General features: G+C 72.7%; 25 protein-coding genes and 1 pseudogene. 3 read left to right on the forward strand and 23 right to left on the reverse strand.

What is annotated here, in order from left to right; genetic code table 11:
- Nucleotides 1–22: 22 nt before the first annotated feature.
- Entirely contained in the window at nucleotides 23–616 is a 594-nt protein-coding gene (locus ACFY93_RS05145; RefSeq protein ID WP_391353704.1) for a LuxR C-terminal-related transcriptional regulator, read from the forward strand.
- Between the two features lie 553 nt (nucleotides 617–1,169).
- Nucleotides 1,170–1,784 carry a hypothetical protein gene (locus tag ACFY93_RS05150; protein WP_391353705.1) on the forward strand — a complete coding sequence of 205 codons (615 nt, stop codon included), beginning with the start codon at nucleotides 1,170–1,172 and terminating at the stop codon, nucleotides 1,782–1,784.
- 104 nt (nucleotides 1,785–1,888) lie between these two features.
- Here the strand turns inward: ACFY93_RS05150 and ACFY93_RS05155 are convergent, their stop codons facing one another.
- From ACFY93_RS05155 to ACFY93_RS05230, 16 genes and pseudogenes are all read right to left on the reverse strand, one after another.
- A complete protein-coding gene (locus ACFY93_RS05155) occupies nucleotides 1,889–2,872 on the reverse strand; it encodes an acyltransferase domain-containing protein (protein ID WP_391353706.1) in 984 nt (327 codons plus the stop codon).
- Nucleotides 2,869–3,837 (reverse strand): ACP S-malonyltransferase, encoded by a 969-nt coding sequence (fabD, locus tag ACFY93_RS05160; RefSeq protein WP_391353708.1) that lies wholly within the window; start codon nucleotides 3,835–3,837, stop codon nucleotides 2,869–2,871. Before fabD ends, ACFY93_RS05155 begins: the two co-directional genes overlap by 4 nt.
- Nucleotides 3,838–3,872: 35 nt before the next feature.
- Nucleotides 3,873–4,061 carry a ferredoxin gene (locus ACFY93_RS05165; RefSeq protein WP_391353709.1) on the reverse strand — a complete coding sequence of 63 codons (189 nt, stop codon included), beginning with the start codon at nucleotides 4,059–4,061 and terminating at the stop codon, nucleotides 3,873–3,875.
- A 28-nt stretch (nucleotides 4,062–4,089) separates the two neighbouring features.
- Nucleotides 4,090–5,274 carry a cytochrome P450 gene (locus ACFY93_RS05170; protein ID WP_391353711.1) on the reverse strand — a complete coding sequence of 395 codons (1,185 nt, stop codon included), beginning with the start codon at nucleotides 5,272–5,274 and terminating at the stop codon, nucleotides 4,090–4,092.
- Between the two features lie 33 nt (nucleotides 5,275–5,307).
- Complete coding sequence (locus ACFY93_RS05175) at nucleotides 5,308–5,571, reverse strand: phosphopantetheine-binding protein (protein WP_391353712.1); 264 nt, start codon at nucleotides 5,569–5,571, stop codon at nucleotides 5,308–5,310.
- A 63-nt stretch (nucleotides 5,572–5,634) separates the two neighbouring features.
- On the reverse strand, nucleotides 5,635–6,843 hold the full coding sequence (locus ACFY93_RS05180) for a beta-ketoacyl synthase N-terminal-like domain-containing protein (protein ID WP_391353713.1): 1,209 nt from the start codon (nucleotides 6,841–6,843) through the stop codon (nucleotides 5,635–5,637).
- Nucleotides 6,840–8,108: a beta-ketoacyl-ACP synthase II gene (locus tag ACFY93_RS05185; RefSeq protein ID WP_391353714.1), complete on the reverse strand. Its 1,269-nt coding sequence runs from the start codon at nucleotides 8,106–8,108 to the stop codon at nucleotides 6,840–6,842. The genes ACFY93_RS05180 and ACFY93_RS05185 overlap by 4 nt, the downstream gene beginning before the upstream one ends.
- Nucleotides 8,109–8,178: 70 nt before the next feature.
- Nucleotides 8,179–8,544 carry a hypothetical protein gene (locus tag ACFY93_RS05190; RefSeq protein ID WP_391354134.1) on the reverse strand — a complete coding sequence of 122 codons (366 nt, stop codon included), beginning with the start codon at nucleotides 8,542–8,544 and terminating at the stop codon, nucleotides 8,179–8,181.
- A 120-nt stretch (nucleotides 8,545–8,664) separates the two neighbouring features.
- A pseudogene (locus tag ACFY93_RS05195) lies at nucleotides 8,665–9,675 on the reverse strand (FAD-dependent monooxygenase); the annotation flags it as partial.
- A gap of 55 nt (nucleotides 9,676–9,730) precedes the next feature.
- On the reverse strand, nucleotides 9,731–10,675 hold the full coding sequence (locus tag ACFY93_RS05200; RefSeq protein WP_391353715.1) for an SRPBCC family protein: 945 nt from the start codon (nucleotides 10,673–10,675) through the stop codon (nucleotides 9,731–9,733).
- Between the two features lie 61 nt (nucleotides 10,676–10,736).
- On the reverse strand, nucleotides 10,737–10,988 hold the full coding sequence (locus ACFY93_RS05205; RefSeq protein ID WP_391353717.1) for a phosphopantetheine-binding protein: 252 nt from the start codon (nucleotides 10,986–10,988) through the stop codon (nucleotides 10,737–10,739).
- A 34-nt stretch (nucleotides 10,989–11,022) separates the two neighbouring features.
- On the reverse strand, nucleotides 11,023–11,352 hold the full coding sequence (locus ACFY93_RS05210) for a TcmI family type II polyketide cyclase (RefSeq protein ID WP_391353719.1): 330 nt from the start codon (nucleotides 11,350–11,352) through the stop codon (nucleotides 11,023–11,025).
- Nucleotides 11,353–11,431: 79 nt separating this feature from the next.
- Nucleotides 11,432–12,967 (reverse strand): FAD-dependent monooxygenase, encoded by a 1,536-nt coding sequence (locus ACFY93_RS05215; RefSeq protein WP_391353721.1) that lies wholly within the window; start codon nucleotides 12,965–12,967, stop codon nucleotides 11,432–11,434.
- Complete coding sequence (locus ACFY93_RS05220) at nucleotides 12,964–13,533, reverse strand: NAD(P)H-dependent oxidoreductase (protein ID WP_391353723.1); 570 nt, start codon at nucleotides 13,531–13,533, stop codon at nucleotides 12,964–12,966. The genes ACFY93_RS05215 and ACFY93_RS05220 overlap by 4 nt, the downstream gene beginning before the upstream one ends.
- A gap of 78 nt (nucleotides 13,534–13,611) precedes the next feature.
- Nucleotides 13,612–13,944 (reverse strand): darcynin family protein, encoded by a 333-nt coding sequence (locus ACFY93_RS05225; protein WP_391353725.1) that lies wholly within the window; start codon nucleotides 13,942–13,944, stop codon nucleotides 13,612–13,614.
- Nucleotides 13,945–14,108: 164 nt separating this feature from the next.
- Entirely contained in the window at nucleotides 14,109–14,894 is a 786-nt protein-coding gene (locus tag ACFY93_RS05230; protein ID WP_391353726.1) for an SDR family NAD(P)-dependent oxidoreductase, read from the reverse strand.
- 527 nt (nucleotides 14,895–15,421) lie between these two features.
- Between ACFY93_RS05230 and ACFY93_RS05235 the strand changes: the two genes are divergently transcribed.
- A complete protein-coding gene (locus tag ACFY93_RS05235) occupies nucleotides 15,422–15,871 on the forward strand; it encodes a spore-associated protein (RefSeq protein ID WP_391353728.1) in 450 nt (149 codons plus the stop codon).
- Between the two features lie 78 nt (nucleotides 15,872–15,949).
- On the opposite strand, the gene ACFY93_RS05240 is transcribed toward ACFY93_RS05235, so the two are convergent.
- The 7 genes from ACFY93_RS05240 to ACFY93_RS05270 form a co-directional block, all read right to left on the reverse strand.
- A complete protein-coding gene (locus tag ACFY93_RS05240; protein ID WP_391353730.1) occupies nucleotides 15,950–18,061 on the reverse strand; it encodes an SWIM zinc finger family protein in 2,112 nt (703 codons plus the stop codon).
- A complete protein-coding gene (locus ACFY93_RS05245; RefSeq protein WP_391353732.1) occupies nucleotides 18,058–20,907 on the reverse strand; it encodes an SNF2-related protein in 2,850 nt (949 codons plus the stop codon). Before ACFY93_RS05245 ends, ACFY93_RS05240 begins: the two co-directional genes overlap by 4 nt.
- A gap of 161 nt (nucleotides 20,908–21,068) precedes the next feature.
- On the reverse strand, nucleotides 21,069–21,650 hold the full coding sequence (locus tag ACFY93_RS05250) for a sugar kinase (protein WP_391353734.1): 582 nt from the start codon (nucleotides 21,648–21,650) through the stop codon (nucleotides 21,069–21,071).
- Entirely contained in the window at nucleotides 21,647–22,792 is a 1,146-nt protein-coding gene (locus ACFY93_RS05255; protein ID WP_391353736.1) for an ROK family glucokinase, read from the reverse strand. Before ACFY93_RS05255 ends, ACFY93_RS05250 begins: the two co-directional genes overlap by 4 nt.
- Nucleotides 22,793–22,982: 190 nt before the next feature.
- Nucleotides 22,983–23,807, reverse strand: a complete 825-nt coding sequence (locus tag ACFY93_RS05260; RefSeq protein ID WP_391353738.1) for an ATP-binding cassette domain-containing protein — start codon at nucleotides 23,805–23,807, stop codon at nucleotides 22,983–22,985.
- The gene (locus ACFY93_RS05265; RefSeq protein WP_391353740.1) at nucleotides 23,804–24,859 is read right to left on the reverse strand and encodes an ABC transporter permease; all 1,056 of its coding nucleotides are present in this window, start codon (nucleotides 24,857–24,859) and stop codon (nucleotides 23,804–23,806) included. The genes ACFY93_RS05260 and ACFY93_RS05265 overlap by 4 nt, the downstream gene beginning before the upstream one ends.
- A complete protein-coding gene (locus ACFY93_RS05270) occupies nucleotides 24,856–25,860 on the reverse strand; it encodes a substrate-binding domain-containing protein (protein WP_391353742.1) in 1,005 nt (334 codons plus the stop codon). The genes ACFY93_RS05265 and ACFY93_RS05270 overlap by 4 nt, the downstream gene beginning before the upstream one ends.
- Nucleotides 25,861–26,020: the final 160 nt, after the last annotated feature.

The raw sequence follows: 26,020 nt of genomic DNA on the forward strand, positions 1-26,020 counted from the left end.
TGGGGGAAAAGTGATTAACGTCTTGCTCGCCGAAGAGAGGGAAATGACACGAGGGGCATTCCTCGCCTTGCTCGCGCAGGAGAGCGACATAAAGACCGTCGCCGACCTGGGCCGGAGCAAGGACATTCTGCCCGCCATCAGACTTCACCGGCCGGACGCGGCTGTCATCGATATGGACATGCTGACCCCGGACGGCCTGTCATTGATACAGACCGTTTTTGACGAGCTACCGGAAACGCGTACGCTCATTCTCACCAATCATGGACGCCCGGGTGTGGTGCGTCAAGCGCTGAACATCGGCGTCTCGGGATTCCTGCACAAGGATTCGCCGCCGGAGAAACTCGTCAGCGCGATAAGGGATCTCGCGGCGGGACGACGCGTCATCGACGCGGATCTCGCGATGTCGGCCTGGCAGACACCGCTCCCCCCGCTCACCGAGCGCGAGCTGGAAGTGCTCCGCCTCATCGCCACCGGCGAGGCTGTTCCGGCCATCGCCACCCGGCTCCACCTGTCCCCCGGCACCGTCCGCAACTACCTGACCACCGTGGAGAGCAAGCTCCACGCACGCACCCGAGTGGACGCCGTACGCATCGCCACGGACGCCGGCTGGCTCTGAATGCCGCCCGCTCCCGCACCGACGAAGGGAAGGTCGAGGACAAGGCCATAAACGGTGCTTTTCAGCCAGGACACACGCCGGGCCGCATGCCGGGCCAGGCCGCGACCTTAATTCAAGGCTGAACTACAAAGCCCCTGCGGGGAAGGCCGCCGACCACGGCCCCCCGCAGGGGCTTTCCCCTTCCCGAAAAGGGAGCGGCCTGCCGGAATTACCCATGGGCAACCCCATGATTTTCCCATGATCAACCATCGTCTCTCCACGATTACATTCATGACGGAGACACTCCATCATGGAATTGCTTCCCCATATCATTTGAAGCACGGACGAGGTCGGTCGCCCGGCCTCGAAGACGGGGAAACGGAAGAGCTTCATGGTCTGCTTCACGCACACCCGAAACCACCCTCACAACCGTGCGATCGATTGTCCCGACGACACGTCGGGCGGCCTGTGCACCGATTGCGAAGAACACCTCTCAGAAATGCTGCAAAGGCTCCCCACGCTTTATTTGAGCTGTGAACTAAGCCTTGGAGGAGCAAATTCGAGCGAGGAAAGGGTGACCAGCTCCAACAGTCACCAGGGCATGCCGTTCAACACGGCGGCCGCCGAGGTCCGCTCCTCGATCATGTCGGTCCTCGCCTCCTGGGCCGGCCTCATCACCGAGGAGCGGTCGGTCGGCGCCCCGCAGCGCCACGTCGTGGGGCTGGCCCGCTTCCTCCACGAGAACATCCCGTGGCTCCGCGCCCACCCGGCGGCACACGACCTCATCGACGAACTCTCCACCCTGACGCGGCTCGCCCGGCGCGCGAGCGACTCCCGCAGCGTCCGCGTCATCCCGGTCGGCCCCTGTGTACGGGAAGGCTGCGACGGCAAGCTGCGCGCCGTGGTCAAGGTGGTCCCCGGCGCGCAGCCGAAGCCGTCCGAGATCCGGTGCAGCGCGGACCGAGCGCACTGGTGGGCCTCCAGCGAGTGGGCGGCCCTCGCGTCGCGCATGCGGACGCTCCGCGACCACCGCCGCACCTGGTACAGCGTGGCCGACATCGAGGTGCTCTGGAAGATCCCCAGCGGAAGCATCTACCGCCTCGCCAACCAGTACCGGTGGCGCCGCCGCAAGGTCTCGGGCCGGGTCTTCTACCATGCCGAGGACCTCCACAACTCACTGCGGAGCTGACCGGCCGGCCGCGGACAGCGCACGGCGGGCAGCGCACAGCGGACATGACGGGGCGGGGGCGGGGTTCCGGTGCTCACCGGGACCCCGCCCCCGCCCCGTCCCGGTCAGACGGCCGCGGCCGTCAGCCGTCCGATGCCGCTCCTCCACGCGCTCCAGGCGTCCCGTCCCGGCGGCGCCAGCAGGGACACCACCGCGCTGTCGCCCCGCCGCACCGCCGGGTGCCCGCGCGCCAGCGTCGCCAGGGCGCCGGCCGGGCTCCCGTCGGCCAGGAGGTGGTCCCGCTCGTCGAGCACCGCGCCGAGAGCGGGCCAGAACAGCACGGGCGCCGCGATCTGCCCGCCCCAGAAGCCGGGGCGCACCGCCTCCGACGCGGTGACCGTACGGCCCGTACGGGTCGACACGATCGGTATCTCCGGAGGGCGCAGCGTCTCGGCCGCGATCACCTCGGTGAAGCGGCGGGCGGCCCGGTCCATGGCGGGCGAGTGCCAGGGTTCGAGCGCGCGTACGCGGCGTGCCACGAGGCCCGCCTCCCGCAACGCCCGTTCCGCGTCGCCGAGATGCGGCTCCGGTCCGGCGAGGACGGTCTGGGCGCGGCCGTTGTGCGCGCCGAGCACCACGTGCTCGGCCGCCGGATCTCCCCGCAGGCGGTCCAGGACGCGCTCGGGCGCCCCCGCCACTGCGAGCATGCCGCCGGGGGGAGCCTCGTCGAGCGCGGCGCAGCGGCCCGCGACGATCCGGCCCGCCGCCGCGAGGTCGAGCACTCCGGCCAGCGTGGCGGCGGCCAGTTCGCCGACGCTGTGGCCGATGAACACGTCCGGGCGCACGCCCCTGCTCATCAGGGCGCGGCCGACCGCGTACCCGGTCATGAAGAGCAGCGGTTGCGCCCGGGTGCCCCGGTCCGCGGTCTCGCCGTCCGCACCCGCCAGCCAGTCGTCCCGCAGCGCGTCCGCCTCCGGGCCGAGCGCCGCGAGGAACGCGTCGGCCGCGGCCGCGAAGTCCGCGTCGCGCCGGTAGAGCTCCACCGCCATGCCCGCGTGCTGGAAGCCCTGCCCGGGCAGGAGCAGGGCCGTGGGGCGCCCGCGCGTCACGTCCGCGCCCCGGACGGCCGCGCCGTGCCGAGGGCGCCGGTCACCCGGTCGAGGTGCTCCGCGTCGTTGGTGCGGTACGCCTGTGCGGCCGGGGCCAGCCGGCCGCACAGCTTGCTCAGCGTCCTGCCGGGCCCCACCTCCACGAACCGGCCGACGCCGGCCGCCGTCAGCGCCTCCACCGTGTCGGTCCACCGCACCCGGTGGGTGAACTGCCGCGACAGGCAGTCGGCGGCCTCCTCGGCCGTACGGACGGGCGCCGCCGTCACCGACGAGATCACGGGGATCACCGGATCGCGCAGATCGAGCGCCTCGATGGCCCGCCGGAACTCCGGTTCGATGCCGGACAGCAGGCTGCAGTGCGCCGATCCGGCTACGTCGAGCGTCAGCACCCGCCGGGCTCCGGCCTGTTCGGCGAGTTCGAGGAGGCGCGCCACACCGCCGGTCTGCCCGGCGACCACGATCTGCCGGTGGTCGTTGTGATTGGCGATCTCGACGATCTCGCCGGTGTCGGCGGCGGCCCGGGCGCACAGGTCCTCGAGTTCGCCCGCCGCGACGCCGACGACCGCTCCCATGCTGCCCGGGATCTCGCGGTTGACCGCGTCCATCAGCAGGCCGCGCAGCCGGACCAGACGCAGGCCGTCGACCCAAGTGAGCACCCCGGCGGCGACCATCGCCGCAAACTCGCCGAGGCTGTGTCCGGCCACGATGTCCGGCACCACCCCGTGCCCGGCGAGCACCTCGTGGGTGACGACGCTGGTCAGGAACACCGCGGGCTGGGTGACGGGCATGACCCGCAGTTCCTCGGCCGGGCCCTCCCGGCACAGCCGTGTCAGGGGGATTCCCAGCACCTCGTCGGCGACCCGGTAGTGGGAGTCGAGCAGGTCCGGTCGCCGTTCGGCCGGAGCGCGTCCCATGCCCACCCGTTGTGAGCCCTGGCCCGGGAACACGAAGGCTGTCGTACTCATCGCCGCTGCCACCCTCCATTCTTCGTTCCGGGCGCTCAGGCCGTCCTGAGCGCCGCGATGGGACACACCCGCACCGCGGTCATCGCGGCGGTCTGCTGGTCCACGGGCACGTCCCCCTCCACGAGCAGTTCCGCGCGGCCCTCGTCGGCCGACAGCAGTGCCGGGGCCACGCCTTCGCACAGGCCGTGCCCCTCGCAGCGCCGTCGGTCGACGACGATCCTCATCGCGCCTCCGTCTTCCGTCGGGCCACCGTCAGGTCCGCAGCGTCACGGGCAGGGAGGCGATGCCCCGGATGGTGTTGTGCAGCCGCCAGGCGGGCTCGCCGATCTCGATCGAACGCACCCGCGTGGAAAGCGCCTTCAGCAGGCTGTGCCCCTCGAGCCGGGAGAGCGCCTGGCCGACGCAGCCGTGGATGCCGTGGCCGAAGCCGATGTGCTGCGCCACTCCGGGCCGGCCGATGTCGAAGCGCTCGGGATCGTTCCACTGGCGCTCGTCGCGGTTGGCCGAGCCGTACAGCAGCAGGACCCGTGAGTCGGCCGCGAGGGGGACTCCGCCCAGTTCGCGTGCGCGCGTGGTGAGCCGGGTGAAGCCGCGCAGGGGGGACTCGATGCGCAGGATCTCGTTGAACGCGTGCGGGATGCGCTCCTCGTCCTCGCGAAGCAGCCGCCACTGGTCCGGGTGCGCGCCGAACAGCCAGAGCATGCTGGACAGCGCGCTGACGGAGGTGTCCATCGACGGCGCGAGGAAGTCGCCGAGCAGACCCGGAAGCAGGTACTCCTCGATCCTGCCCTCCTTGGCGTCGCTGACCAGCTCGGCGCCCCAGCTGCCCGGCCGCAGGTTCCCGGGGACCGACATCCGCTGAAGGAACTCGGACATCTCCTTGAGCAGCGGGAAGCCTGACATGGTGCGCTCGTTGAGCGGGCCGAAGGCGTTGAAGCCGGCGGTCGCCCACTCCAGCAGCCGTTCCTTGCCCTCCTCGACGGGCCAGCCGAGGAGATCGGGGACGACCGCCAGCGGGAACGCCTGGGCGAAGTCGGTGACCGCGTCGAACGTGCCCTTCTCGATGAGCTCGTCGACCAGCCGGTTCGCCCAGCCCTCGATGTAGGCGTGGAACCGCTCCAGCGCCTTCGGTTTCAGATGCCGGGCCACCAGCCCGCGCACGTACCCGTGGTAGGGCGGGTCGCTGGTGAAACTGCTGCCCTTCTGGGCCTTGTTGAGCGTCTCGGTCAGCCCCACGCCGGAGCCCGACGAGAACGTCGTGTGGTCGTGCAGCGCGTCGTAGACCTCCTGGTACCGGGCGACCGCGAAGACCTGGTGCGGCTCCAGCCACACCACGGGTCCGAGGTCGCGCAGCCGCCGGTAGTCGTCGTACGGGGAGAGGATCGACGCGTCGCTGTAGGGGTCGATGTCGCTGCGGGGGATGGTGCTCGTCGCCATGCCGGACTCCTTGGGTGAGCTACGGGGAGGGGGTCAGCCGCGTGCCGCGTGGGCCGGCAGGTGGGCGTTGACGACCTCGACCAGGTCGCGGGGGGTGTCGACGTCGACGAAGGCCGTGTCCTCGAACTCCACGCCGTACTCGCGGCCGATCCGGCTGCCCGTCTCCAGGAGGGCGAGGGAGTCGTAGCCGAGATCCTCGAAGGCGACGTCCTCGATGTCGCCCGTCAGCTCGCTCTCGCCGCCCGCGCCCTCGGCGAGGATGCGCTTCAGGTCGTCGATGCTGAATTCACTGCTCACAGTTCCACCCTGTCGAAGAGGTCCTCTGGGACACCGTCTGGTTCCTGATCCCGCGCGGTGCGCTCACCGCGTCCCGCGCACCACGAGCGCGGAGTTGAACCCGCCGTGGCCCCTGGCCAGTACGACCGCGGTCCGTACGGGGGCCCGGCGGGCGCTCCCGGTGACCAGGTCGATGTCGTAGCCGGGCGCCCGTGAGACGTTCACGGTCGGCGGGATCACGCCGTCCCGGATCGCGAGGAGCGCCCCGGCGACGTCCAGCGCCGCCGTCCCGGCCGCCGGACGGCCGGTCATCGTCTTCGGTGCCGTGACCGGCACCCGGCCGGCGCCGAACACGCGGTTGAGGGCGTCGACCTCCACACGGTCGAGTTCGGGCACGGCGGCCGCGTCCGCGAAGACGACGTCGACGTCGTCCGGGGAGACGTCCGCGTCGTCGAGCGCGATCGTGAGCGCGCGGCGCAGACCGGGCTCACGGGAGCTGCCCGGCGCGGGGTCGGTGGTCGCGCCGTATCCGGCGATCTCGCCGTAGATCCGCGCGCCGCGCTCGCGGGCGTGCGCCAGGTCCTCCATCACGAGCAGCGCGCCGCCCTCGCCCGGCACGTACCCTCCGGCCCTCGGGTCGAAGGGCAGGTACGCCTCCCGGGGATCGGCGGCGGTGCTCATCCTGGGGTCCGTCATCTGCGCGACCCAGCCCCAGGGGCACAGGGAGCCGTCCACGGCGCCGGAGACGATCAGCCTGGTGCCCTTGCGGATCTGCCGCCGGGACTGGGCGATCGCGTCGAGGCCGCCCGCGTGGTCGCCGACGACGACACCGCTGGGTCCGCGCATCCCGTGCCGGATGGAGATCTGACCGGAGTTGACGGCGTAGAACCAGGCGTAGGACTGGTACACGCTGACGTACTTGGCGCCCTTGCTCCACAGGTTCTCCAGCTCGCGCTGGCCGAGTTCGAAGCCGCCCGCGGAGCCGGCCGTGATGACACCGGTGCTGAAGTCGTCCAGGTCGGAGGGGCGCACCGCCGCGTCGTCGAGGGCCCAGTCCGCGGCGGCGAGGGCGAGCCGCGTCATGTGGTCGGTCGCCGGGATCAGCCGGCTGGGCAGGTGCGCGGCGGCGTCGAAGGTCACCTCGCCGGCCAGCTTCGCCGGGTACCCGGAGGCGTCGAACCGGCTGATCCCGGCGATGCCGCCGATCCCTTCGACGGTGGACTTCCAGTACTCCTCGGTGCCCTGTCCGTTGGACGCGATGGCGCCGATTCCGGTGACCGCGACGGCCGTCATACGGTGCTCCTTCCGGGCCGGGCCAGGACCATCGCGCTCTGGAATCCGCCGAACCCGCTGCCCACGGTGAGCACCCGGTCGGTCTTCCAGTTCCGCGCGGTCAACGGCACGTAGTCCAGGTCGAGTTCGGGGTCCTGCTGGTGCAGGTTGGCGGTGGGCGGCACGACGTTCTCCTTGACCGCCAGCGCGGAGGCGGCGATCTCGATCGAGCCGATCGCCCCGAGCGAGTGGCCCACCATCGACTTGATGGAGCTCACCGGGACGCGGTAGGCGTGCTCACCGAGGCTCCGCTTGAACGCGGCGGTCTCGTGGCGGTCGTTCTGCTTGGTGCCGGAGCCGTGGGCGTTGACGTAGTCGAGGTCGCCGGGGTTGAGGCGGGCCTCGTCGAGCGCCGAGGTGATGGCCTCGGCCATCTCGGCGCCGTCCGGGCGCAGCCCGGTCATGTGGAAGGCGTTGCTGCGCGTGGCGTAGCCGACGATCTCGGCGTAGACGGTGGCGCCGCGCCGCTTCGCGCTCTCGTACTCCTCCAGTACGAAGGCCGCCGCGCCCTCGCCGAGGACGAAGCCGTTGCGGGTGCTGTCGTAGGGCCGGGAGGCGTGTTCGGGGTCGTCGTTGTGCACGGTCGTGGCCTTGATGGCGTCGAAGCAGGCGACTGTGATCGGCGCGAGCGGGGCCTCGGTCGCCCCGGTGATCATCACGTCGGCGCTGCCCTCGCGGATCAGCTCGACGGCGTGGCCCACGGCGTCGATGCCCGAGGTGCAGCCCGTGGACGCCACGGTGCTCGGCCCCTCGGCTCCGAGCGCCCACGCCACCTCGGCGGCGAACGAGCTGGGCACGAGGTAGTCGTACAGATGCGGGGTGGCGTACGTGTGGTCGACGAGGGTGGCCGCGCCGTCGTCGCTCACCACCCGGTACTCGTCCTCCAGGCTGGTGGTGGCTCCGACGGCGCTGCCGATCGTCACGCCGGTCCGGTGCGGGTCCAGTTCGGACAGTTCGAGCCCGCTGTCGGCCGCCGCCTCGCGGGCGGCGACCACGGCGAACTGCGCGGCCCGGTCCATCCGGCGTATCTCCTGGGCGCGCAGGCCGTGCTCCTGCGGGCGGAAGTCGATCTCGGCCGCGACCCGCGAGCGGTACGGGGTGGGGTCGAAGCGCGTCAGGGTGCGCGTCGCCGTCCGTCCCTCGCTGATCAGCGACCAGAAGTTCTTGGTGCCGACACCTCCCGGTGCCAGCACTCCCATACCGGTGATGACAACTCGCCGCCTCATGATCTTTCCCTTCGGTGAGGCTCGTGAGACTCCGTGGAACGAGAGGAATCCGATGACGGTCGTGCGCGGGTCAGGCCCCGAACCACCGGCGTGCCGCCCGCGCCGGCGGTGTGCGGGCCCGGTCGGTCCACACGACGTGTCCGTCGGGCCGCAGCAGGAACACCGCTCCGTCGGGGTGCTCCCGCACGGGGCGCGCGGTGACGACGCGCACCCGGTGGGGTCCGGCGGGGCGCGCCGCGCGGAAGCGCTCGGCCGCGGTGCCGTCCTCGGTCAGGTCGAGCAGGACGCCGTGCCCGTCGTGCAGCAGCCTGGCCACGGTGGTGGGCCGGCCGTCGACGGTCAGGTCGAGGTCGGGCATGCGCGCGCCCAGCAGCGGGGCCGGGTCGGGTGCCCCGTCGTGGCGCACGTCGTAGCGCACGTCGAGGCCGCTCACCATGCGGGCGAACAGGTCCCCGGCGCCGGTCGCGGCCAGCAGTTCGGTGAGCACCGCCCGCACCGGGTCCGCCTCGGCGCCGCCGAACAGCAGCAGTCCCTGCGCCCGTACGTTGTCCAGGACCCGTCCGGCGACGCCGTGGCGCTCCTCGTGGTAACTGTCGAGCAGGCCCGGCGGCGCCCAGCCGTGCAGGCTCGCGGCCAGCTTCCAGCCGAGGTTGGCCGCGTCCTGCAGCCCGAGGTTGAGCGCCTGTCCTCCGACGGGCATGTGGACGTGGGCCGCGTCGCCCGCGAGCAGCACCCGGCCGCTCCGGTACCGGGTGGCCCGCAGGCAGGCGTCGTCGAAGGAGTCGAGCCAGAGCGGCGTGGCCCCGCTGATGTCCTCGCCGGTGACCGTCCGCCAGGCGCGGGCGACCTCGGCGAACGGCGGTGGGCCGGTCCGGCGGGCCGGGGGACGGCCGGACTCGTGCACCATCACGCGGGTGACGCCGTCGGGGCGCCGCGCGGAGGCGGCGAAGCCGCGTTCCCGGCGTTCGAACCGGTGGTCGGGGATCCGTACGCCCTCGATGTCGGCGCGCAGCAGTTCCCGTGCGGCGCCGTTGCCCGCCAGGCCGATGCCCGCGAGGGCGCGAACGGTGCTCCCGGCGCCGTCGCAGCCGACCAGGTAGGCGGCGCGCAGGGTGCGCGGGCCCGCGGGGGTCCGCAGCACGGCGGTCACCGCGTCGTCGGCGATACGCAGTTCGCGCAGTTCGTGCTCCCGGCGCAGGTCGACGCCGGCCGCGAGCGCCCATCGGGTCAGTGCCGCCTCGGTGCGGAACTGGGGGACCTTCCAGTTCCCCGCGTGGCGGCTCGCCGTGCCGGCCGCGTCGAAGGGCAGGCCCCCGAAGTGGCCGGCGCTCTCGGGGTGCGCGCCGAGACCTTCCAGCAGGCCGCGCTGGTCGAGCAGTTCCATGGTGCGGGCGTTGAGCTGGGAGGCCCGGGACTCGGTCATCGGCCGCGCCAGCCGGTCGACGAGGACGACGTCCGCTCCGTACCGCCGCAGGTCGCCGGCGAGCAGCAGCCCCACGGGGCCGGCCCCGACCACGAGCACCCGCTTCTTCTCGGTGGCGTCGGGCCGCGTCATCCCCTTGTCCCTGTCCCTGGTCCTGTCGCCGTCTCCGTCGTCATCGCCGGACGGCCGGTGCGCGCGGTCATGAACCGCCGCCCTCTACGTGGGCCTTGGCGTGGGCGAGGGTGCTCAGGCTGTTGGTGCCGAGGGCCTTGCGGACCACGGCCCGGGCGTCCTCCAGCGTGGCGTCCGCGCCCAGGACCTCCGCGACACGGGACTCGTCGACGGCGACCGTGTGCCGGGACGTGGCCAGGACGCCGTCGCCGTCCTCCTCGAACCGCCACTCCCCCGTGTGCAGCGACATCAGGGCCGGCACCTGGATCTGCTTGTAGTGGATGCGGTGCGGGGCGAGGCACACGCGGACCGACGTGGTGGTGTGGACCGACCCGTCGGGCGCGTGCGTGTCCATCTCCAGCAGCTGCAGTCCGTCCTCGTCCTCCAGGCACACCCGGGCGACGTGCGGCAGCCGCTGCGGCCACCGGTCCGCCTCGTTGACGAAGTCGAAGACGTCCTGGGCGCGACCGGCGATCCGGCGGCTGTCCTCGAAGGAGAACACCGGGCTCGAACCGCCGGTCGCCGCCTCCGCGTTCCTCTTCAGCGCGTCCAGTTCGGCCCGGCTGTTGCGGTCGACGGCGGCGGCGATCCACTCCAGGGCGGCCGGGTCGTCGTCGACGGCACGGTAGTCGTGCAGCAGCCGCACCCGGCAGCTCTCCTCGCCCTCCGCCTCCACGATCCAGGCGCCGCCCATCGCCGCGACCGGCGGGCTCGACACCTCCTGCCGGAACTCGATGCGGCCTTCGGCGGGGACGATCCGCCTGCGGGACGTCCAGGTCTTGGCCGCGCCGTTGGCGGTGGCCCAGATCCGTATCCGCTCGTGCTCGCCGTCCTGTTCGACGCGCTGTACGTGCACGCTCGGCGGGAACAACCACGGCCAGTTCTCCACCTCGACGAGTAGCTGGGTGACGGCCTTCGCTGGCGCGGCGACGGTGATCTCGTGCTCGGCTTCGTGGACCTTCGGTCCGGACATCGTGCCTCCCGGCTCGTTCGGGACAGGGGTGTACGCGGTCGCGTGCGGGCGGCGGGCCCGTTCAGGCGGCGTCGTTGACCAGACCGACGAAGCCGCGCGGCGTGGTGACGGCGGTGACGGCGTCGTCGTCGAGGGTGACGCCGTACTCCCGGGAGACGGCCGCGGCGGTCTCCAGCAGGGCGAGCGAGTCGAACCCGAGGTCGGTGAACGGCGTGTCCGCGCTGTCCCCGCCCAGGTCGATGTCTTCGTCGGCGCCCGCCACGCCGATCAGGATGCGTCGGAGATCGTCGAGGGTGAACACGGCGACGGTCATGGGGTTCCTCCGGGTGTTGGCGTGCCGGGGACGCTCACGCGTCCTGTTCCCAGTGGTAGAAGCGCTGGGCGATCGCGTCGGAGGGCGACCGCCACGTCTCGGGGTCGTAGGCGTCGATGTGGGCCTTGAGGTCCTCGCTGATCCCCACGAACAGCGGGTGGGAGCGCGCCTCGGCGATCCGCTCCCCTCCGTCCCCGGACTCGAAGTCCTGGAGGTGGAAGTAGAGGCCCTGGTAGCTGAACAGCTGCCGGCGGACCGTGCCCATGCGCTCCGGCAGGTCCGTCCGGTCGAACGCGCCGAACAGCCTGCTCACGTCGCCGATCGAGTGCGGGTCCATCCGGGCCACGATCAGGGTGCTGTGCATCGTGCTCTCCTTCTGTCGGGATGTGCTGTCGGCGCGGGCGCGGTCATCGGCGCGGGAGGGGCCACCGGCACGGGCGCGGTCACCGGCGTGCCGCGGACACCGGCTGCCGGGCACGCTCGGCGGCCCCGAACCAGGTGCCGAGCGCTTCGGCCGGATCCCCTCCGTCGGGCGCCGCCCAGGCGATGTGGCCGTCGGGCCGCAACAGGACCGCACGCGTGCCGGTGAGGCGCACGTCGGAGCAGACGGCGTCCACCACGTCGACGCGGTCCGCCCACGGTCCGGCGGTCAGAGCCGGGGCGGTGTCGCCGTCGAGCCGGAGGAGTACGCCCCGTCCGCGACGCAGCAGGCGTGCGGCAGTGGTCGTACCGGGGCCGACGAGCAGGTCGCAGGGGGGCATCCGCAGCCCGAGCAGGGGGTGCGTCCCCGGGCCGACGGGGTAGCGGATGTCGAGGCCGCTGACCATTCCGGCCACATGGCGGGCCACCCCGGGATCCTCCAGCAGTTCACCCATCACCGCGCGCAGCGGTTCCACCTCGCTGCCGCCGAGATAGAGCAGGCCCTGCGCCCGGGTGTTGGTCAGAACCCGCTCACCCACGGGGTGCCGCTCGCGGTGGTAGGTGTCGAGCAGGCTCGCGTCGCTGCGGCCGGCCAGGACGGCCGCGAGTTTCCAGCCCAGGTTCACCGCGTCCTGGACGCCGGTGCTGAGGCCCTGGCCGCCCGCCGGCAGATGGATGTGGGCGGCGTCACCGGCCAGGAACACCCGTCCGCGGCGGTACTCGGTGACGAGCCGGGCGGCGTCGGTGAAGGAACTGATCCACCGGGCCTCGCCGTGGCCGATGTCCTCGCCGGTGAGCCGCCGCCAGGCCCCGGCGACCTCCTGGAAGCCGGGCGGAGCGGTGCGCTCCTTCGGCGCGGTGCCGCGTTCGCAGACGATGACACGGTCCACGCCGTCGTCCAGCCGGGCGGCCATCACCATGCCGCCGGGCACCCGTTCGCCGAGGAGGCGCGGGCGGATGCCGGCACCCGCCACGTCGGCGAGGAACATCTCGCAGGTCGCGTCGTGCCCCGGGAAGCCGAAGCCCGCGACCCGCCGTACGGTGCTGCGCCCGCCGTCCGCGCCGACCAGGTAGGAGCAGCGCAGCACCTCCTGGCCACGCGGGCCGGACACCTCGACCTCGGCCACGTCCTCGGACTGCCGCACGCCGGTGACCTCGTACCCGCGTCGGATCGTGGCACCGAGGCCGGTGGCCCAGCGTTCCAGCACGCCCTCGGTCTCGGTCTGTTCGACGTTGCGCACCCCGAAGTGCCCGCCGGGCAGGACGTCGTAGTCCATCGGGATGCCGCCGAAGTGGCCCCGGGGACTGATCTCGGGGTGCGTGAAGCCGTCCAGCAGACCCCGCTGGTCGAAGACCTCGGCGGCCCGGGCGGTGAAGCCGAGCCCGCGGGACTCGGTGACCGGCTCGGTCAGCCGGTCGAGAACGGTCACCTCGGCACCGCCGAGACGGAGTTCACCGGCCAGCATGAGCCCGGTGGGGCCCGCGCCGACCACGATCACCGGCGCGTGAGGCGGTGCGGCCGCCGCGTCCGGGTCCGGACCCGTGGCCGTCCTCGTCATGCCCGCGCCTTGCGGCGGACGGGCTCCAGCGCCTCGGACCAGGAGACGACCTGGTCCAGCATCTGCTCGACGGCCGCCCGGCTCTCCGGGGCGGGCCGGAAGGTGGTGCGGTCGGCGAAGTCCGTGGCGAAGGTCAGGGCCGCCTGCGCGCGTACGGTGGCGACCTGGAGCTCCGCCATGATCAGGCGCAGGTGCTCGACCGCGCGGACGGCCCCGGCCGGGCCGTATCCCACGAAGCCCGCCGCCTTGTTGCCCCATTCGGCGAACAGGAAGTCGATGGCGTTCTTCAGCACACCGGGCACGGAGTGGTTGTACTCGGGCGTCACGAAGACGAAGCCGTCGAGGCGGGCGATCCGCTCCGCCCAGGCGAGGGTGTGCGGCTGCGCGTACGCGCCCGCCATGGGGGGAATCGCCTCGTCGAAGTGGGGCAGGGCGACCTCGGCGAGGTCGATCGGCTCGAAGGACGCGTCGTCGCGGTCACGGGCGATGCCGTGGACCCACCGGGCGACCGCCTCGCCCTGCCGTCCCGGCCTGCTGCTGCCGAGGATGATTCCGATCGTGGACATGCTTGCTCCCCTGTCGTCGTGCGCGGTGGGTGCGGTCGGGCGAGCGGGGTGCGCCGGCACCCCCGGGCCCCGGGGCCGTCAGGCCGCCTTGTCCTCGCCCTCCGTGTAGTGGGCGGCCTCGATGCCGATGAAGTTGTCCGTGATGGTGGCGAACCGGTTGGCCATCAGCGGACGTTCGCGCATCTCCTCGATGAGGCTGTTGTAGGCGGGGATGTCGTCGAAGTGGACGAGGAAGAAGTTCGTGTGCCGGGAACTGAAGGCCGAGGCGCGGAAGGGCCGGATCTCCAGGAACCGCGCGTGCTTCGCGAGGATCGGGAAGACGTACTCCGACTCGAACTTCTCCCGCTCGGCCGCGTCCATGAGGAACCACTCGGGTTCGAACCTGACGCCGAGGAACGCGGTGTACTTCACGGAAGACCTCCTGGTTTCGTTTGGCTGTCGTGGGGGGCGCTTGGTATGGCTGTCGGGGGGCGCGGCGAAGCGCGGTGCGCCGGAGGGCGGCGGGCCGGAGGGCGGCGGGCCGGTCGCCGCCCGTGGGCGGCGGCCGGGCCGGTCGCCGGAGGGCGGTGGTGGGCTCAGAAGTTGCCCAGGCCGCCGCAGACGTTGATGGCCTGCGAGGTCACCGAGGCCGCCGTGTCGCTGACGAGGTAGCCGACCATGCCCGCCACCTCGGTGACGGTCGAGTAGCGGCCCAGCGGGATCTTCGCCTCGAACCGCCGCAGGATGTCGTCCTCTGTGGTCTCCCAGGCCCGGGCGTAGCCGCCGCGCACGCGTTCCGCCATCGGCGTCTCCACGTACCCCGGGCAGACCGCGTTCACGGTGATCCCGGTCTTCGCCAGCTCGTTCCCGAGCGACTTGGTGAACCCGACGACGCCGTGCTTGGACGCCGAGTACGGGGCGGCGAGCACCACGCCCTGTTTTCCCGCGGTGGAGGCGATGTTGACGATCCGCCCCCAGCTCTTGTCGCGCATCCGGCCGATCGAGAGCACGTCGCGCGTCACGTGGAAGACGCTGTTGAGGTTCGTGTCGATGACGTCGGCCCACGCCTCGTCGGTGAGGTCCGCGGTGACGCCACCGCCGCCGGTGCCCGCGTTGTTGACGAGGACGTCGATGCTGCCATAGCGCTCGGCCGCCGCGGTCACCATCGCCCGGATCCGCTCGGGCGAGCGGACGTCGCAGGCGACGCCGTCCGCGTCGTGGCCGGCGGCCCGGAACTCCTCGGCCGTCAGCTTCACGGCCTCCGCGCCGCGGGCGCACAGGAAGACACGGAAGCCGAGTTCGGCCAGCCGATGCGCGGTCGCCAGACCGATACCACTGGTCGCTCCGGTGATGAGCGCGGTCTTTCCGGCACCGTTCGCCAATGTCCCTCCTCGGGTGGACCACCGGTCGAGGACACGGTGGTGGTGGCTCTCCCGTGCGGACGAGGCGGGCGCTCCGGTCCGGGCAGGACGCCGGGCGGAGAGCCGGACGCCATCCAGGGCGGGCGGCGCACACGCCGGGTGGGGCGCACAGCCGGGTGGGGCGCGCAGCCGGGTGGGGCGCACAGCCGGGTGGGGCGCACAGCCGGGTGGGGCGCGCACACGAAAAAGGCCCGGGAGCACCGGGCCTCGCCTTACGCGTCGTCAGGGAGAGAGGAAGATCGGCTCCTGGGAAGAAGGCCGCGACGGAGGCGGGCCCCCGATGGGCACAGGCTTGCCAATCTGAAATGTATGTTCTTCACCGCAGCTCAGATTGTCAAGAGGCGAAGCGGATTCACAACAACCGTGTCAGCGCGGTCACTTGACTGCTCATCAGCTCGGAACTGCCCCAGAACGCGGCACAACCATTTGGATGAGTCGTGGGTCACATTGGGCAGGAGCAACCACCCGAAGAGTTGCAAGGGGGAAATATGAGATTCAGCCGTTCCGTCCTGGCTGCCTCCGCCGTAGCGGCCCTGGCCATGGGGGCCACGACCGCCCTGGCGGCGCCGGCCTCCGCCGCGCCCAACACCACACCGCAGAAGGTCTGCGGCAGCGGCTACAAGACCGTGAACTCGGCGGCGGTCGGGTCCCTTGGCACCGTCTACCTGACGTACAACTCCACCAACGGCAAGAACTGCGTCACGACCATCCGCACCAACCCGGGCACCGCCCGGGACATGTCCGCGTGGATCTACGTCTCCGACACCGACGCCGGTGACCAGGACTACGGGACGTACACGTCGTACGCAGGCCCGACCTACGTCTACGGCAAGGCTCACTGCGTCGACTGGGGCGGCAGCATCGACAACGTGTACGTGCAGGTGTACGGCTCCAACTGCGCCGCGCTGCGGGAGCACCGGGTGACCTTCACCCGCTGATCCGTCGCGGCCAGACGTCCCACCACGACGGAGTGCGGGGGCCCCGGTGCACCGGGGCCCCCGCACTCCGTCGTGAGGTCAGACCGACCCCAGTCCGGTGAGGGCGCCGACCGGGTCGAGGTCGGGGGTGCCCCGGGGCCACCAGTCGTCCTGGCCGGGCTCCGATTCGTACGCGTACCACAGGCCGCCCTGCCCCAACCGGAGCTGGACATGGCCGTGGGGGTGGGTGAGGTGGTTGCGCCACGGCCGGAACGCGGGGAGGTCCGCCGCGCGCAGCAGCGGGCGGGCGCGGTCGAAGCGGCCGGCCGGCGGGTCCCAGGGCTCTTCGAGGACCGTGAGCGCCTCGTACCCGCCCTGCCGCCAGGCGGCGACCGCGCGCGCGAGGTCCCCCGGGGTGCGTCCGGCGGCGGAGGCGAGGGACTGGTACAGCGAGCGGGTGGCGGCGGTGAGGCCGGAGCCGGGACGGGCGGCGGCCAGACGCACGGCGTCCTGCCAGAGCGTCAGACCGGCGACCGGGTCGCGGCCGGTGGCGAGCAGGGCGTGCGCGCGTCCGGCCGCGTCGGTGGCGAGCTGGTCCAGGGCGAACGGGTCCGGGCCGCCCGGCGCCCCCGGGTAGACCGGCGGCTGCTCGGGGTGCGGGGGCACGGGCAGCGGTGCGGGCAGGGGCGGCAGGGTGCGCCGGGCGACGGCGTCGCGGGCGCGGACGCCGGGCGGTGGCGCGGGTGCCCGGTCCTGGGCGGCGCGGGCCGCGCGCGCCGCGCTCAGCCGGGAGAGCGCGTCGAGCAGTTCGCGTTCTCCGCGGCCGCGCAGCAGGAGCAGGACGAAGGGGTCCTCGTCGAGCAGGCGTGCCGTCTGGTAGCAGAGGGCCGCCGCGTGCTTGCAAGGGTGCCCGGAGTCGGGGCAGCTGCAGCGCGGCTGAATGTCGCGGGGTCCGGGGAGCAGGTCCACGCCGCACTCAGCGAGCGACCGGGGCATCTCCTTGTCGAGCAGCGCGGCGATGTGGCCGGGCCGGTCGGCGGCGTCGAGGAAGCGGTCCCAGTCGTCGTCGGAGAGCGTGCGCAACCGCAACTGCACGCGGTAGGGACGCGGGCGGCTCCCGTGCACGTAGGCGAGGACGAGCCCCGGGGTGACGGTGATGGCGTCGACGTTTCCCCGGTCGGCGTACGCCCTGCCCCGCGCCAGCCGGGCTGCGTCGAGGGCGCCCTGCTCCAGCGCCGACACCCAGGCGTTCCCCCACCAGGTCCGGGCGAATTCGCTCCCCCGGGACGCGCGCGCCGTGAACGCGGCGAACGTCCGCCGTGACTCACCGTCCCGCCGGGACGCGGCCATGGGCGCCGACGGCCGTCCGGAGGCACCGGGGGCGGGAGCCGTGGCGGGGGTGGAGGCGGGGGCTGCGGCAGAGGCGAGGGTGGTGGCCGAGGCGGGGGGCTCGGCGCCGTGCGTCTGACCGATACGCGTCTCGGCGGTGCGCGCCTCGTCGGCGCGCGTCGCATCGGCGCGCGTCTCGTCCACACGTGTCGCATCGGCGGGCGTCTCGTCGGTGCGCGTCTCGTCGTCGGGGAGGCGGAACGCGTCCGCCAGGAGGGCGCGCAGTTCCTGCGCACGGCCTCCCTGGGCGGCGGGCCGGGGTGCGGCCGGGCGGCCTGCGGACCGGGCCGCCCTCCCGCGCGCGACAGCCTCGGCCGCCGCGTCCGCCCGCGCCCGCGCCTCGCGCTTCCGCGCCGCGCGCAGGGCCTCGCGCGCGGTGTCACCGGGGCGGGCCCCGGCCGGGGGCCCGGCGTCGCGCGCGGGGGTGGGCCCGGCGTCGTGCGCGGGGGCCGCCGCGGCGGAGGGGTCCACGGTTCCGCCCGGCCGGGAGGCTCGCAGGGCCTCGCGGGCCAGGTCGCCGGGGCGGGGGTCCGAGGCGGCGGGTCCGGCCGGAGACCTGGGCTCGGGCTCCGGTCCGGGCGCAGGAGCGGGGTGCGGCGCGGAAGGCGCCCCGGACCGGCCGTCGTCCGGCTCGTGACCCCAGGGCTCGTGGCCCCAGGGTGCACGGGGTTCACGTTCGCGGGCGGCCCGCAGAGCGCGGCGGGCCTCGTCGGCCGGGCGGACCCCGTCGGCGGGCCCCGGCTCGGGCGTGCCCGCGTTCACGCCATCCGCCTCCGCGCCGCCCGTGTTCGCGTCATCCACGTCCATGCCGTCCGCGTTCATGCCGTCCTCCTGAGGGAGACCAGGTCGGACAGTTCACGGTCGGTGAGTTCGGTCAGGGCGGACTCGCCGGAGCCGAGGATCGCGTCGGCCAGGGCCCGCTTCGCCTCCAGCATCTCGGCGATACGGTCCTCCACCGTGCCCTCCGTGATCAGCCGGTGGACCTGGACGGGCTGGGTCTGGCCGATGCGGTAGGCGCGGTCGGTGGCCTGCTCCTCCACCGCCGGGTTCCACCAGCGGTCGAAGTGGACGACGTGTCCGGCCCGGGTGAGGTTGAGGCCGGTGCCGGCGGCCTTCAGGGAGAGGACCAGGACGGGGGTGGCCCCGTCCTGGAAGCGGTCCACCATCCGCTCGCGGTCCGGGACGGGCGTGCCGCCGTGCAGCAGCTCGACCGGGACGGCGCGGGCCGCGAGGTGGGTGGTGATCAGCCGGGCCATGCCCACGTACTGCGTGAACACCAGGGCCGAGCCGTCCTCGGCGAGCACGGTGTCCAGCAGTTCGTCGAGCAGGGCGAGTTTGCCGGAGCGGTGGGCGAGCCGGGAGACGGCCGCCTCGGAGGCCGTCCGCGCGTCCTCCTTCAGATACAGCGCGGGGTGGTCGCAGATCTGCTTGAGGGAGGTGAGGAGTTTGAGGACGAGTCCGCGCCTGCCGATGCCCTCGGCGGTCTCGATGGCCAGCATCCCCTCGCGGACCACGGCCTCGTACAGGGATGCCTGTTCGCGGCTGAGGGCCACCGGGTGGTCGGTCTCGGTCTTCGGCGGGAGTTCCGGGACGATGCCGGGGTCGGACTTCTTGCGGCGGAGCAGGAAGGGCCGGATCAGCCCGGCCAGCCGCGCGACCGCCTCGTCGTCCTCGCCGTTCTCCACGGCGCGGGCGTGGCGGGCCCGGAAGGACTTCAAAGGGCCGAGGAGGCCGGGGGTCGTCCAGTCGAGCAGGGCCCACAGCTCGGACAGGTTGTTCTCCACGGGGGTGCCGGTGAGTGCCACGCGGGCGGGCGCCGGGATCGTGCGGAGCGCCTTCGCCGTCGCCGAGTACGGGTTCTTCACGTGCTGCGCCTCGTCCGCGACGATCATGCCCCAGGGCTGCTGGGCGAGGCGCGACGCGGCCGAGCGCATCGTCCCGTACGTGGTGAGGACGAAGCCGCCGTCGAGGTCCTCCAGGGTGCGGCCCGCCCCGTGGTAGCGGCGGACGGGGGTGCCGGGGGCGAAGCGCTCGATCTCGCGCTGCCAGTTGCCGAGCAGGGAGGCGGGGCAGACGACGAGGGTCGGCTCGCTATGCGCGCGCCGCAGGTGCAGCGCGATGAGGGTGACGGTCTTGCCCAGGCCCATGTCGTCGGCGAGGCAGCCGCCGAGGCCCAGGGAGGTCATGAGGTCGAGCCAGGCGAGGCCCCTGAGCTGGTAGTCCCTCAGGCGGGCCCGCAGCCCGGCCGGGGCCTCCGTGGGCGTCACGCCCGCTGTCAGCCGGTCGCGCAGCGCGGCCAGCGCGCCGACCGGTACCGCCTCGACCGTCTCCCCGTCGACCTCGGCGCTGCCGGTGAGGGCGACGGAGAGGGCGTCGACGGGGTCGAGGAGACCCAGTTCGCGTTTGCGGGCCTTGCGGACGAGGGCGGGGTCGACGAGCACCCACTGGTCCCGCAGCCGCACCACCGGCCGGTGGGCCTCCGCCAGCATGTCCATCTCGGCCTCGGTGAGCGGGTCGCCGCCGAGGGCGAGCTGCCAGCGGAACTGGAGCAGGTCCTCGCTCTCGAAGAAGCCGGTGCCGTCCGTGGCCGAGCCGGGGGCGGGGCGGACCACGGCGGCCGCGCTGAGGTCCTGGGCGAGGTCGCGGGGCCAGTGCACGGCGACTCCGGCGGCGCCGAGCCGGGTCGCCGCGACGCCGAGCAGGTCGTACAGCTCCTCCTCGGTGAGGGCGAGGACGTCGGGCACGTCCTGTTCGGCGAGGCGGTCGAGGGGTGGCCAGACCCGTGCCGCGCGCCGTACGGCGAGGGCGGTGTCGACGCGGGCGCGGGGCCCGAACACGGTGTCGGCGTCGCCCGCCCAGAGCGCGGCGGCGTCGACGACGAGGGTGGGGTCGGCGAGGCTGTGCACCTGGACGACGGCCGCGCCCGCGCGGTGGGCGCCCTCCGGGTCGTCGAAGAGCTGGTACGCGGAGAGGTCGAGGCGGAGCGAGATCCGGACGCCCGCGTCCATGCCCGCGGCGACCTCGGCGGCCCAGTCGTGCGCGCCGGGCAGCCGCTGCGGCTCGCGGGCGGCGAAGGGACGTCCGGAGGCGTGCGCCGCGGCGGGGGTGCGCGGCAGCGTGTCGGCGACCGCGTCGAGGAAGGAGCGCATCAGCGCTTCGGGGTCGGGCAGCCGCAGCGGGCCGGGGCCGGGCAGCGGGACGGCATGGCCCTCGTACGGGAGGGCGGCGGCGACCGCCCTGAGGTGGGCGAGGTCGGCGGGGTCGAGGGGGCCGGCCCGCCAGGCGTCGTGGCCGTCGGGCGTCAGGCCGGGCAGCAGCCTGCCGCGCGCGACGAGCCCTAGCGCGTGCAGGGCGGCCGCGCCCCAGCAGGCCGTGGCGGGGTGTGCGGCGGGGGCACGGCGGGCGCCGGTGAGCAGCGGGAGTGCCTCGGCGACTCCGAGGGTGCGTGCGGGGACCGCGGTCCGGCGCACCGAGCCGCCGTGCCGTCGTACGACCGTGATCTCGGCCGGCTCGCCCGCGGGCAGCGGGCCGCCATCGGGGTCCCAGAAGGCGACCAGGCCGTCACGGGGCACCGGCGCGGGCAGGAAGACGGCGGCGGCCCGCGGCGGGGGCGTCGCGCCGTCCCGGCCGGTGTCACCCGGGCGTGCGTCGGCGGTGCCGAAGCTCATGCGTCCCGTCACCTCCCCCGTCGTCCCGTCGCTCGCGTCCGTCGCGGGCTGTCGTGTCCGGCGCACCGGTCGCGTCGGACGTCTTTGACTTTACGGGCGGGGTCTGACAACCGGTCCCGGCGGCGGGGTCTGGGACCTTCCGGGGGCTGTTCCGAGGCGGCTCAGGGTGTGGTGCGGGAGACGACGTACACCATGGGGTGCTTGGGGTCGGACCAGTTCACGACGATGTCGTGGGTGGGCGAGGGGTTCTTCTGCTTGTGGGCGAGGCCCGACCACGGGCCGGGGCCGCCGAAGTCCCAGCCGACGACCTTCTGGTCGCGCTCGTGGATGGTGATGTCGTCCGGGCGGAACTTGTCGCGGCTGGTGCCGATCTTGCCGAGGAACGTGTCCAGGCCCTCGGGGCTGGTCAGGAACTGGACGTACATGCGGCTGGTGCGCCAGTTGTTGGTCTCGTAGTAGGCGACGTCGCGGGAGTAGCCGGGGATCGGCACCTGGTAGAGCCGGCGCTGGACGCGGGAGGGCCAGCCCGCGGTGAGTCCGGTCGCCGAGTACTTCTCCTCCTTGTCCTTGCCGCTGTCGCGGCTCTGGTTGGCGGAGATCACCAGATAGCCGGCGGGCACGCCGATGAGCAGCACGATGATCAGCAGGGTGAGCGCGCGGCGGCGGATCATGTGCCGCCGGTCCTCGGGCGGGTGGGGCGGCTCGTCGGGGGCGGGTGCCTGGTGGGGCAGTGCGGCCGTCACATCGACTCCGGCGTCGTACGGCGGGACTGCGTGTACCGCTCGTACCTCTCGTAGCGCTCGACGCGGCGCCGGTTGGCGCGGCGGAAGCGGCGGGCGACGAGGCGCGCGAGGTCGGCGGCGCCGACCATACCGGCCTCGGGGCCGAGCTGGGCGCGGGCGATGCGGGCCTCGGGCCGGTAGCCGCGGCCGGTGAGGTGGCGCCTGAAGGCGTCCCGGGCGGGGCCGATCAGCAGGTCGTCGGCGGCGCTGACGCCGCCGCCGACGACGAAGCAGGAGGGGTCGAGGGCGGCGGCGAGGTTGGCGATGCCGACGCCGAGCCACTGGCCGATGTCCTGGAGCAGCTCGACGCACATGGCGTCGCCCTCGCGGGCCAGCTCGGTGATGAGCGGCCCGGTGATGTCGGGGATGCTTCCCTTGACGCGCTCGATGATCCCGTAGGCGACCGGGGAGTCGGCGGCGGCGAGTTCGCGGGCCTCCCGGACCAGTGCGTTGCCGGAGCTGTACTGCTCCCAGCAGCCGCGGTTGCCGCAGGGGCAGCGGTGGCCGCCGGGCACGACCTGCATGTGGCCGAACTCGCCGGCGACGCCGAACCTGCCTCGCTTGACCTGGCCGTCCTCGAGGATGGCACCGCCGATTCCGGTGCCGAGCGTGATCATGACCAGGTGGTCCTCGTCGCGGCCCGCGCCGAAGCGCCATTCCGCCCAGGCGGCGGCGTTGGCGTCGTTGTCGACGAGGACGGGCACGGCGAGCCGTCCGGCGAGGCGGTCGCGCAGCGGCTCGTTGCGCCAGGACAGGTGGGGGGCGAACAGGACGCGGTTGCGGTCGGCGTCGACCCAGCCGGCCGCGCCGATGCCGACGGCGTGCACGTCGTGCCGGTCGGAGAGGTCGAGCACCAGCTCGACGATGGTGTCCTCGACGACCTTGGGGCTCTTGGACTTGTCGGGTGTCTCCGCGCGGACCTTCTCCAGGATGTTGCCGTCGGCGTCGACGACGCCGGCCATCACCTTGGTGCCTCCGATGTCGATGCCGACGGTGGGGACGCGGGGCGCCGTCAGATGGGAGCGGCGCTCACGGGTCCCCACGGTCCGCAGGACGGTGGCCCGCGCGGAGCCGCGGTGTGTGAAGTCGCGGTAGGTGCTCATCGCGCCGATTCTGCCTTACGCGGGCGCGGGCCTGCACCGTGGGCGCCGGGCCGACCCAGGGCGGGCGGCCCGGTGGGAGACGCCTCCCGGGGCCCCGGGAGGCGTGTGCCGGCCGCGGGCCGGGAGGGGGTGCCGGCCGCGGGCCGGGAGGCTGATCGCACGGTCCCCCGGCCCTTCACGCGGCGGCTTCCTACTGGGCGCGTTCCAGCTCGTGGCGGAGGTCGTCGAGTTCGCTGCCGCCCGCCATCTGCCGGGTCAGCTCGTCGAGGGTGATCTCCTCGCGGGTGTGGCTGCCGGACATGGTGCCGCGCTTGAGGAGCACGAAACGGTTGCCGACGAGGTAGGCGTGATGCGGGTTGTGGGTGATCAACACAACACCCAGCCCGGCGTCCCGGGCGGCGGCCACATATTTGAGGACCACACCGGACTGCTTCACACCGAGTGCGGCGGTGGGCTCGTCGAGGACGAGGACCTTGGCACCGAAGTGGACGGCGCGGGCGATCGCCACGCACTGGCGCTCGCCGCCCGAGAGGGTGCCGATGGGCTGGTCGACGTCGCGCAGGTCGATGCCCATGCGCAGCAGCTCCGCGTGGGTCGTCCTGCGCATGAGGTCGACGTCGAGGCGCTTGAGGGGGCCGACGCCCTTCGTCGGCTCCGAGCCGAGGAAGAAGTTCCGCCAGACCGGCATCAGCGGGACGACGGCAAGGTCCTGGTAGACGGTGGCGATGCCGAGGTCGAGGGCCTCGCGCGGGGACGCAAGCCGCTTCTCCTCGCCGCCGATGCGCAGGGTGCCCGCGTCGTGCTGGTGGAGCCCCGAGATGATCTTGATGAGGGTGGACTTGCCGGCGCCGTTGTCGCCGAGCACGCAGGTGATCTCGCCCGCGTGGACCTCCAGCGAGACGCCTTCGAGGGCGCGGATGTTCCCGTAGTACTTGCTGACGTCGTCGAGTTCGACGAGTGCCGTGCGCTCCGTGGCGGCGGTGTCCGGGGAAGGGGAAGGGGTGTGCTTCGTCATTTCGTCACCTCCGCGCGCTTGCGGACCCAGTGGTTGAGCAGGGTCGCCAGGAGCAGCATCACTCCCAGGAAGAACTTGAACCAGTCCGGGTTCCACTCGGCGAAGACGATGCCCTTGCTGACCATGCCGAAGATCAGGGCGCCGACCGCAGCGCCGACCGCCGAACCGTATCCGCCGGTGATCAGACAGCCGCCGATGACGGCCGCGATGATGTAGATCAGCTCGTTGCCCACGCCTTCGCCGGACTGGACGACGTCGAACGAGAACAGCAGGTGCTGGCCGGAGACCCAGGCGCCGAAGGCGACACCCATGTAGAGGCCGATCTTGGTCTTGTCGACCGGTACGCCGACCGCGCGGGCGGCCTGCTCGCCGCCGCCGACCGCGTAGATCCAGTTCCCGACGCGGGTGCGCAGCAGGATCCAGGTGGCGACGGCGATCATGCCGAGCCACCACAGGATGGTGATCTTGAAGTCGACGCCGCCGATGGTGAGGGTGGAGGCGAAGACGTCCCTCGCGGAGGAGAAGCCCTCCATGTCGGAGATCGACTTGGTGGAGACGGTGCCGCTGATCAGCTTGGTGAAGCCGAGGTTCATCCCGGTCAGCATGAGGAACGTGCCGAGCGTGATGATGAAACTGGGCGGGTCGGTGCGGGTCAGCATGACGCCGTTGAAGACGCCGAGGGCGAGCGTGACCAGCAGGGACACGAGCACGCCGGCCCAGACGTTCGCCGTCATCTGGTAGCTGAACATGGAGGAGATCAGCGCGGAGCTGGTCACCATGACGCCCGCGGAGAGGTCGAACTCGCCGCCGATCATCAGCAGGGCCACCGGGACGGCCATGATGCCGATGGTCGACGAGGCGTACAGGACCGTGGCCAGGCTGGAGGCCCGTACGAAACTGTCCGCGAAGATCGCGAAGAAGACGAAGACGGCGATCGCGCCGACCACCGAGCCGAGCTCCGGGCGGCCCATGAGGCTGCGCAGCGGCGACGTCTTCAGCAGCCGTTCGTCCGTCTTAGATCCCGGCGCGGGCGCCGGTGCTGTGGCGGTCATCGGGTTCCCCGCTTCGTGTACTCCTCGAGCGCGGCGGCCTGCTTCTCGGTGATGATCTGCGGTCCGGTGAGGACCGGCTTGCCGCCGCCGAGGACATCGGCGTTGTACTTGTACAGCCAGAGCAGGTCGACGGCCTCGTAGCCCTGGAGGTACGGCTGCTGGTCGACGGCGAAGCCGAGCGTGCCGTCCTTGAGCTCGGCGGCGACCTTGGCGTTCAGGTCGAAGGTGTCGATCTCCGCCTTGCTGCCCACGTCGTCCCTGGCCTTGACGGCGGTGTCGGCGTACGGGGCGCCGAGCGTGACGACCGCGTCGATGGACTTGTCGGCCTGCAGCTTGGCGCTGACGGCGGACTGCACCTCGGGCATGTTGGTGCCCTCGACGTACAGGTTCTGCACGGTGCCGTCGAGGGTCGACTTCACCCCGGCGCAGCGCTGCTCGTGGCCGACGTTGCCCTGCTCGTGCAGGACGCACAGGGCCTTCTCGCGCCCGCGCTTGTTCAGCTCCTCGCCGACGGCCTCACCGGCGACGGTCTCGTCCTGTCCGATGTGGGTGAGCGCCCCGAACTTCTTGGACTCGGCGGAGCCGGAGTTGACCGTGATCACCGGGATGCCGGCCTTCTCGGCGCGCGCGACGGCCGCCTTCATGGCGTCGGGCTTGGCCAGGGAGACGATGATGCCGTCGACCTTCTTGTCCACGGCGGCGTCCACCAGCTGGGCCTGCTGCTGCGCCTCGTCGTTGTGCGAGTACAGGAACTTGATGTTGTCCTTGACAGCGGCCTGCTCGGCACCGTTCTGCACGATGTCCCAGAAGGTGTCGCCGTCGCCCGAGTGGGTGATCATGGCGAAGGTCCAGCGCGGCGTGTTCACCGCTGCCCTCCCCTGGGCCGACGCGGCCTTGCGGGCGTCCTCCGCCCGCTTCCCGCCGGTGCTGCTGCATCCCGCGAGGGACGCTCCCAGCGCCCCTGCGAGCGCGATGGTCACCCAGGTCCGAGTCCGTGCCACGAGGCCGTGCCCTTCTTGATCCGTTGCTTGGTCGGCCCAAGTATCGCCGACCACGGATCGCGGGCGCGGGTCAGGCCCCTGGCGGGGCGGTGGGCCCCCGGCCGGAAGTCCGGAGGTCACCGCCCCGGCGGGAGGGGCGGACAGGGGCGGGGCGCACCCG

The sequence above is a fragment of the Streptomyces sp. NPDC008313 genome (assembly GCF_042956125.1).
In the GTDB taxonomy this organism is placed as follows: Bacteria; Actinomycetota; Actinomycetes; order Streptomycetales; family Streptomycetaceae; genus Streptomyces.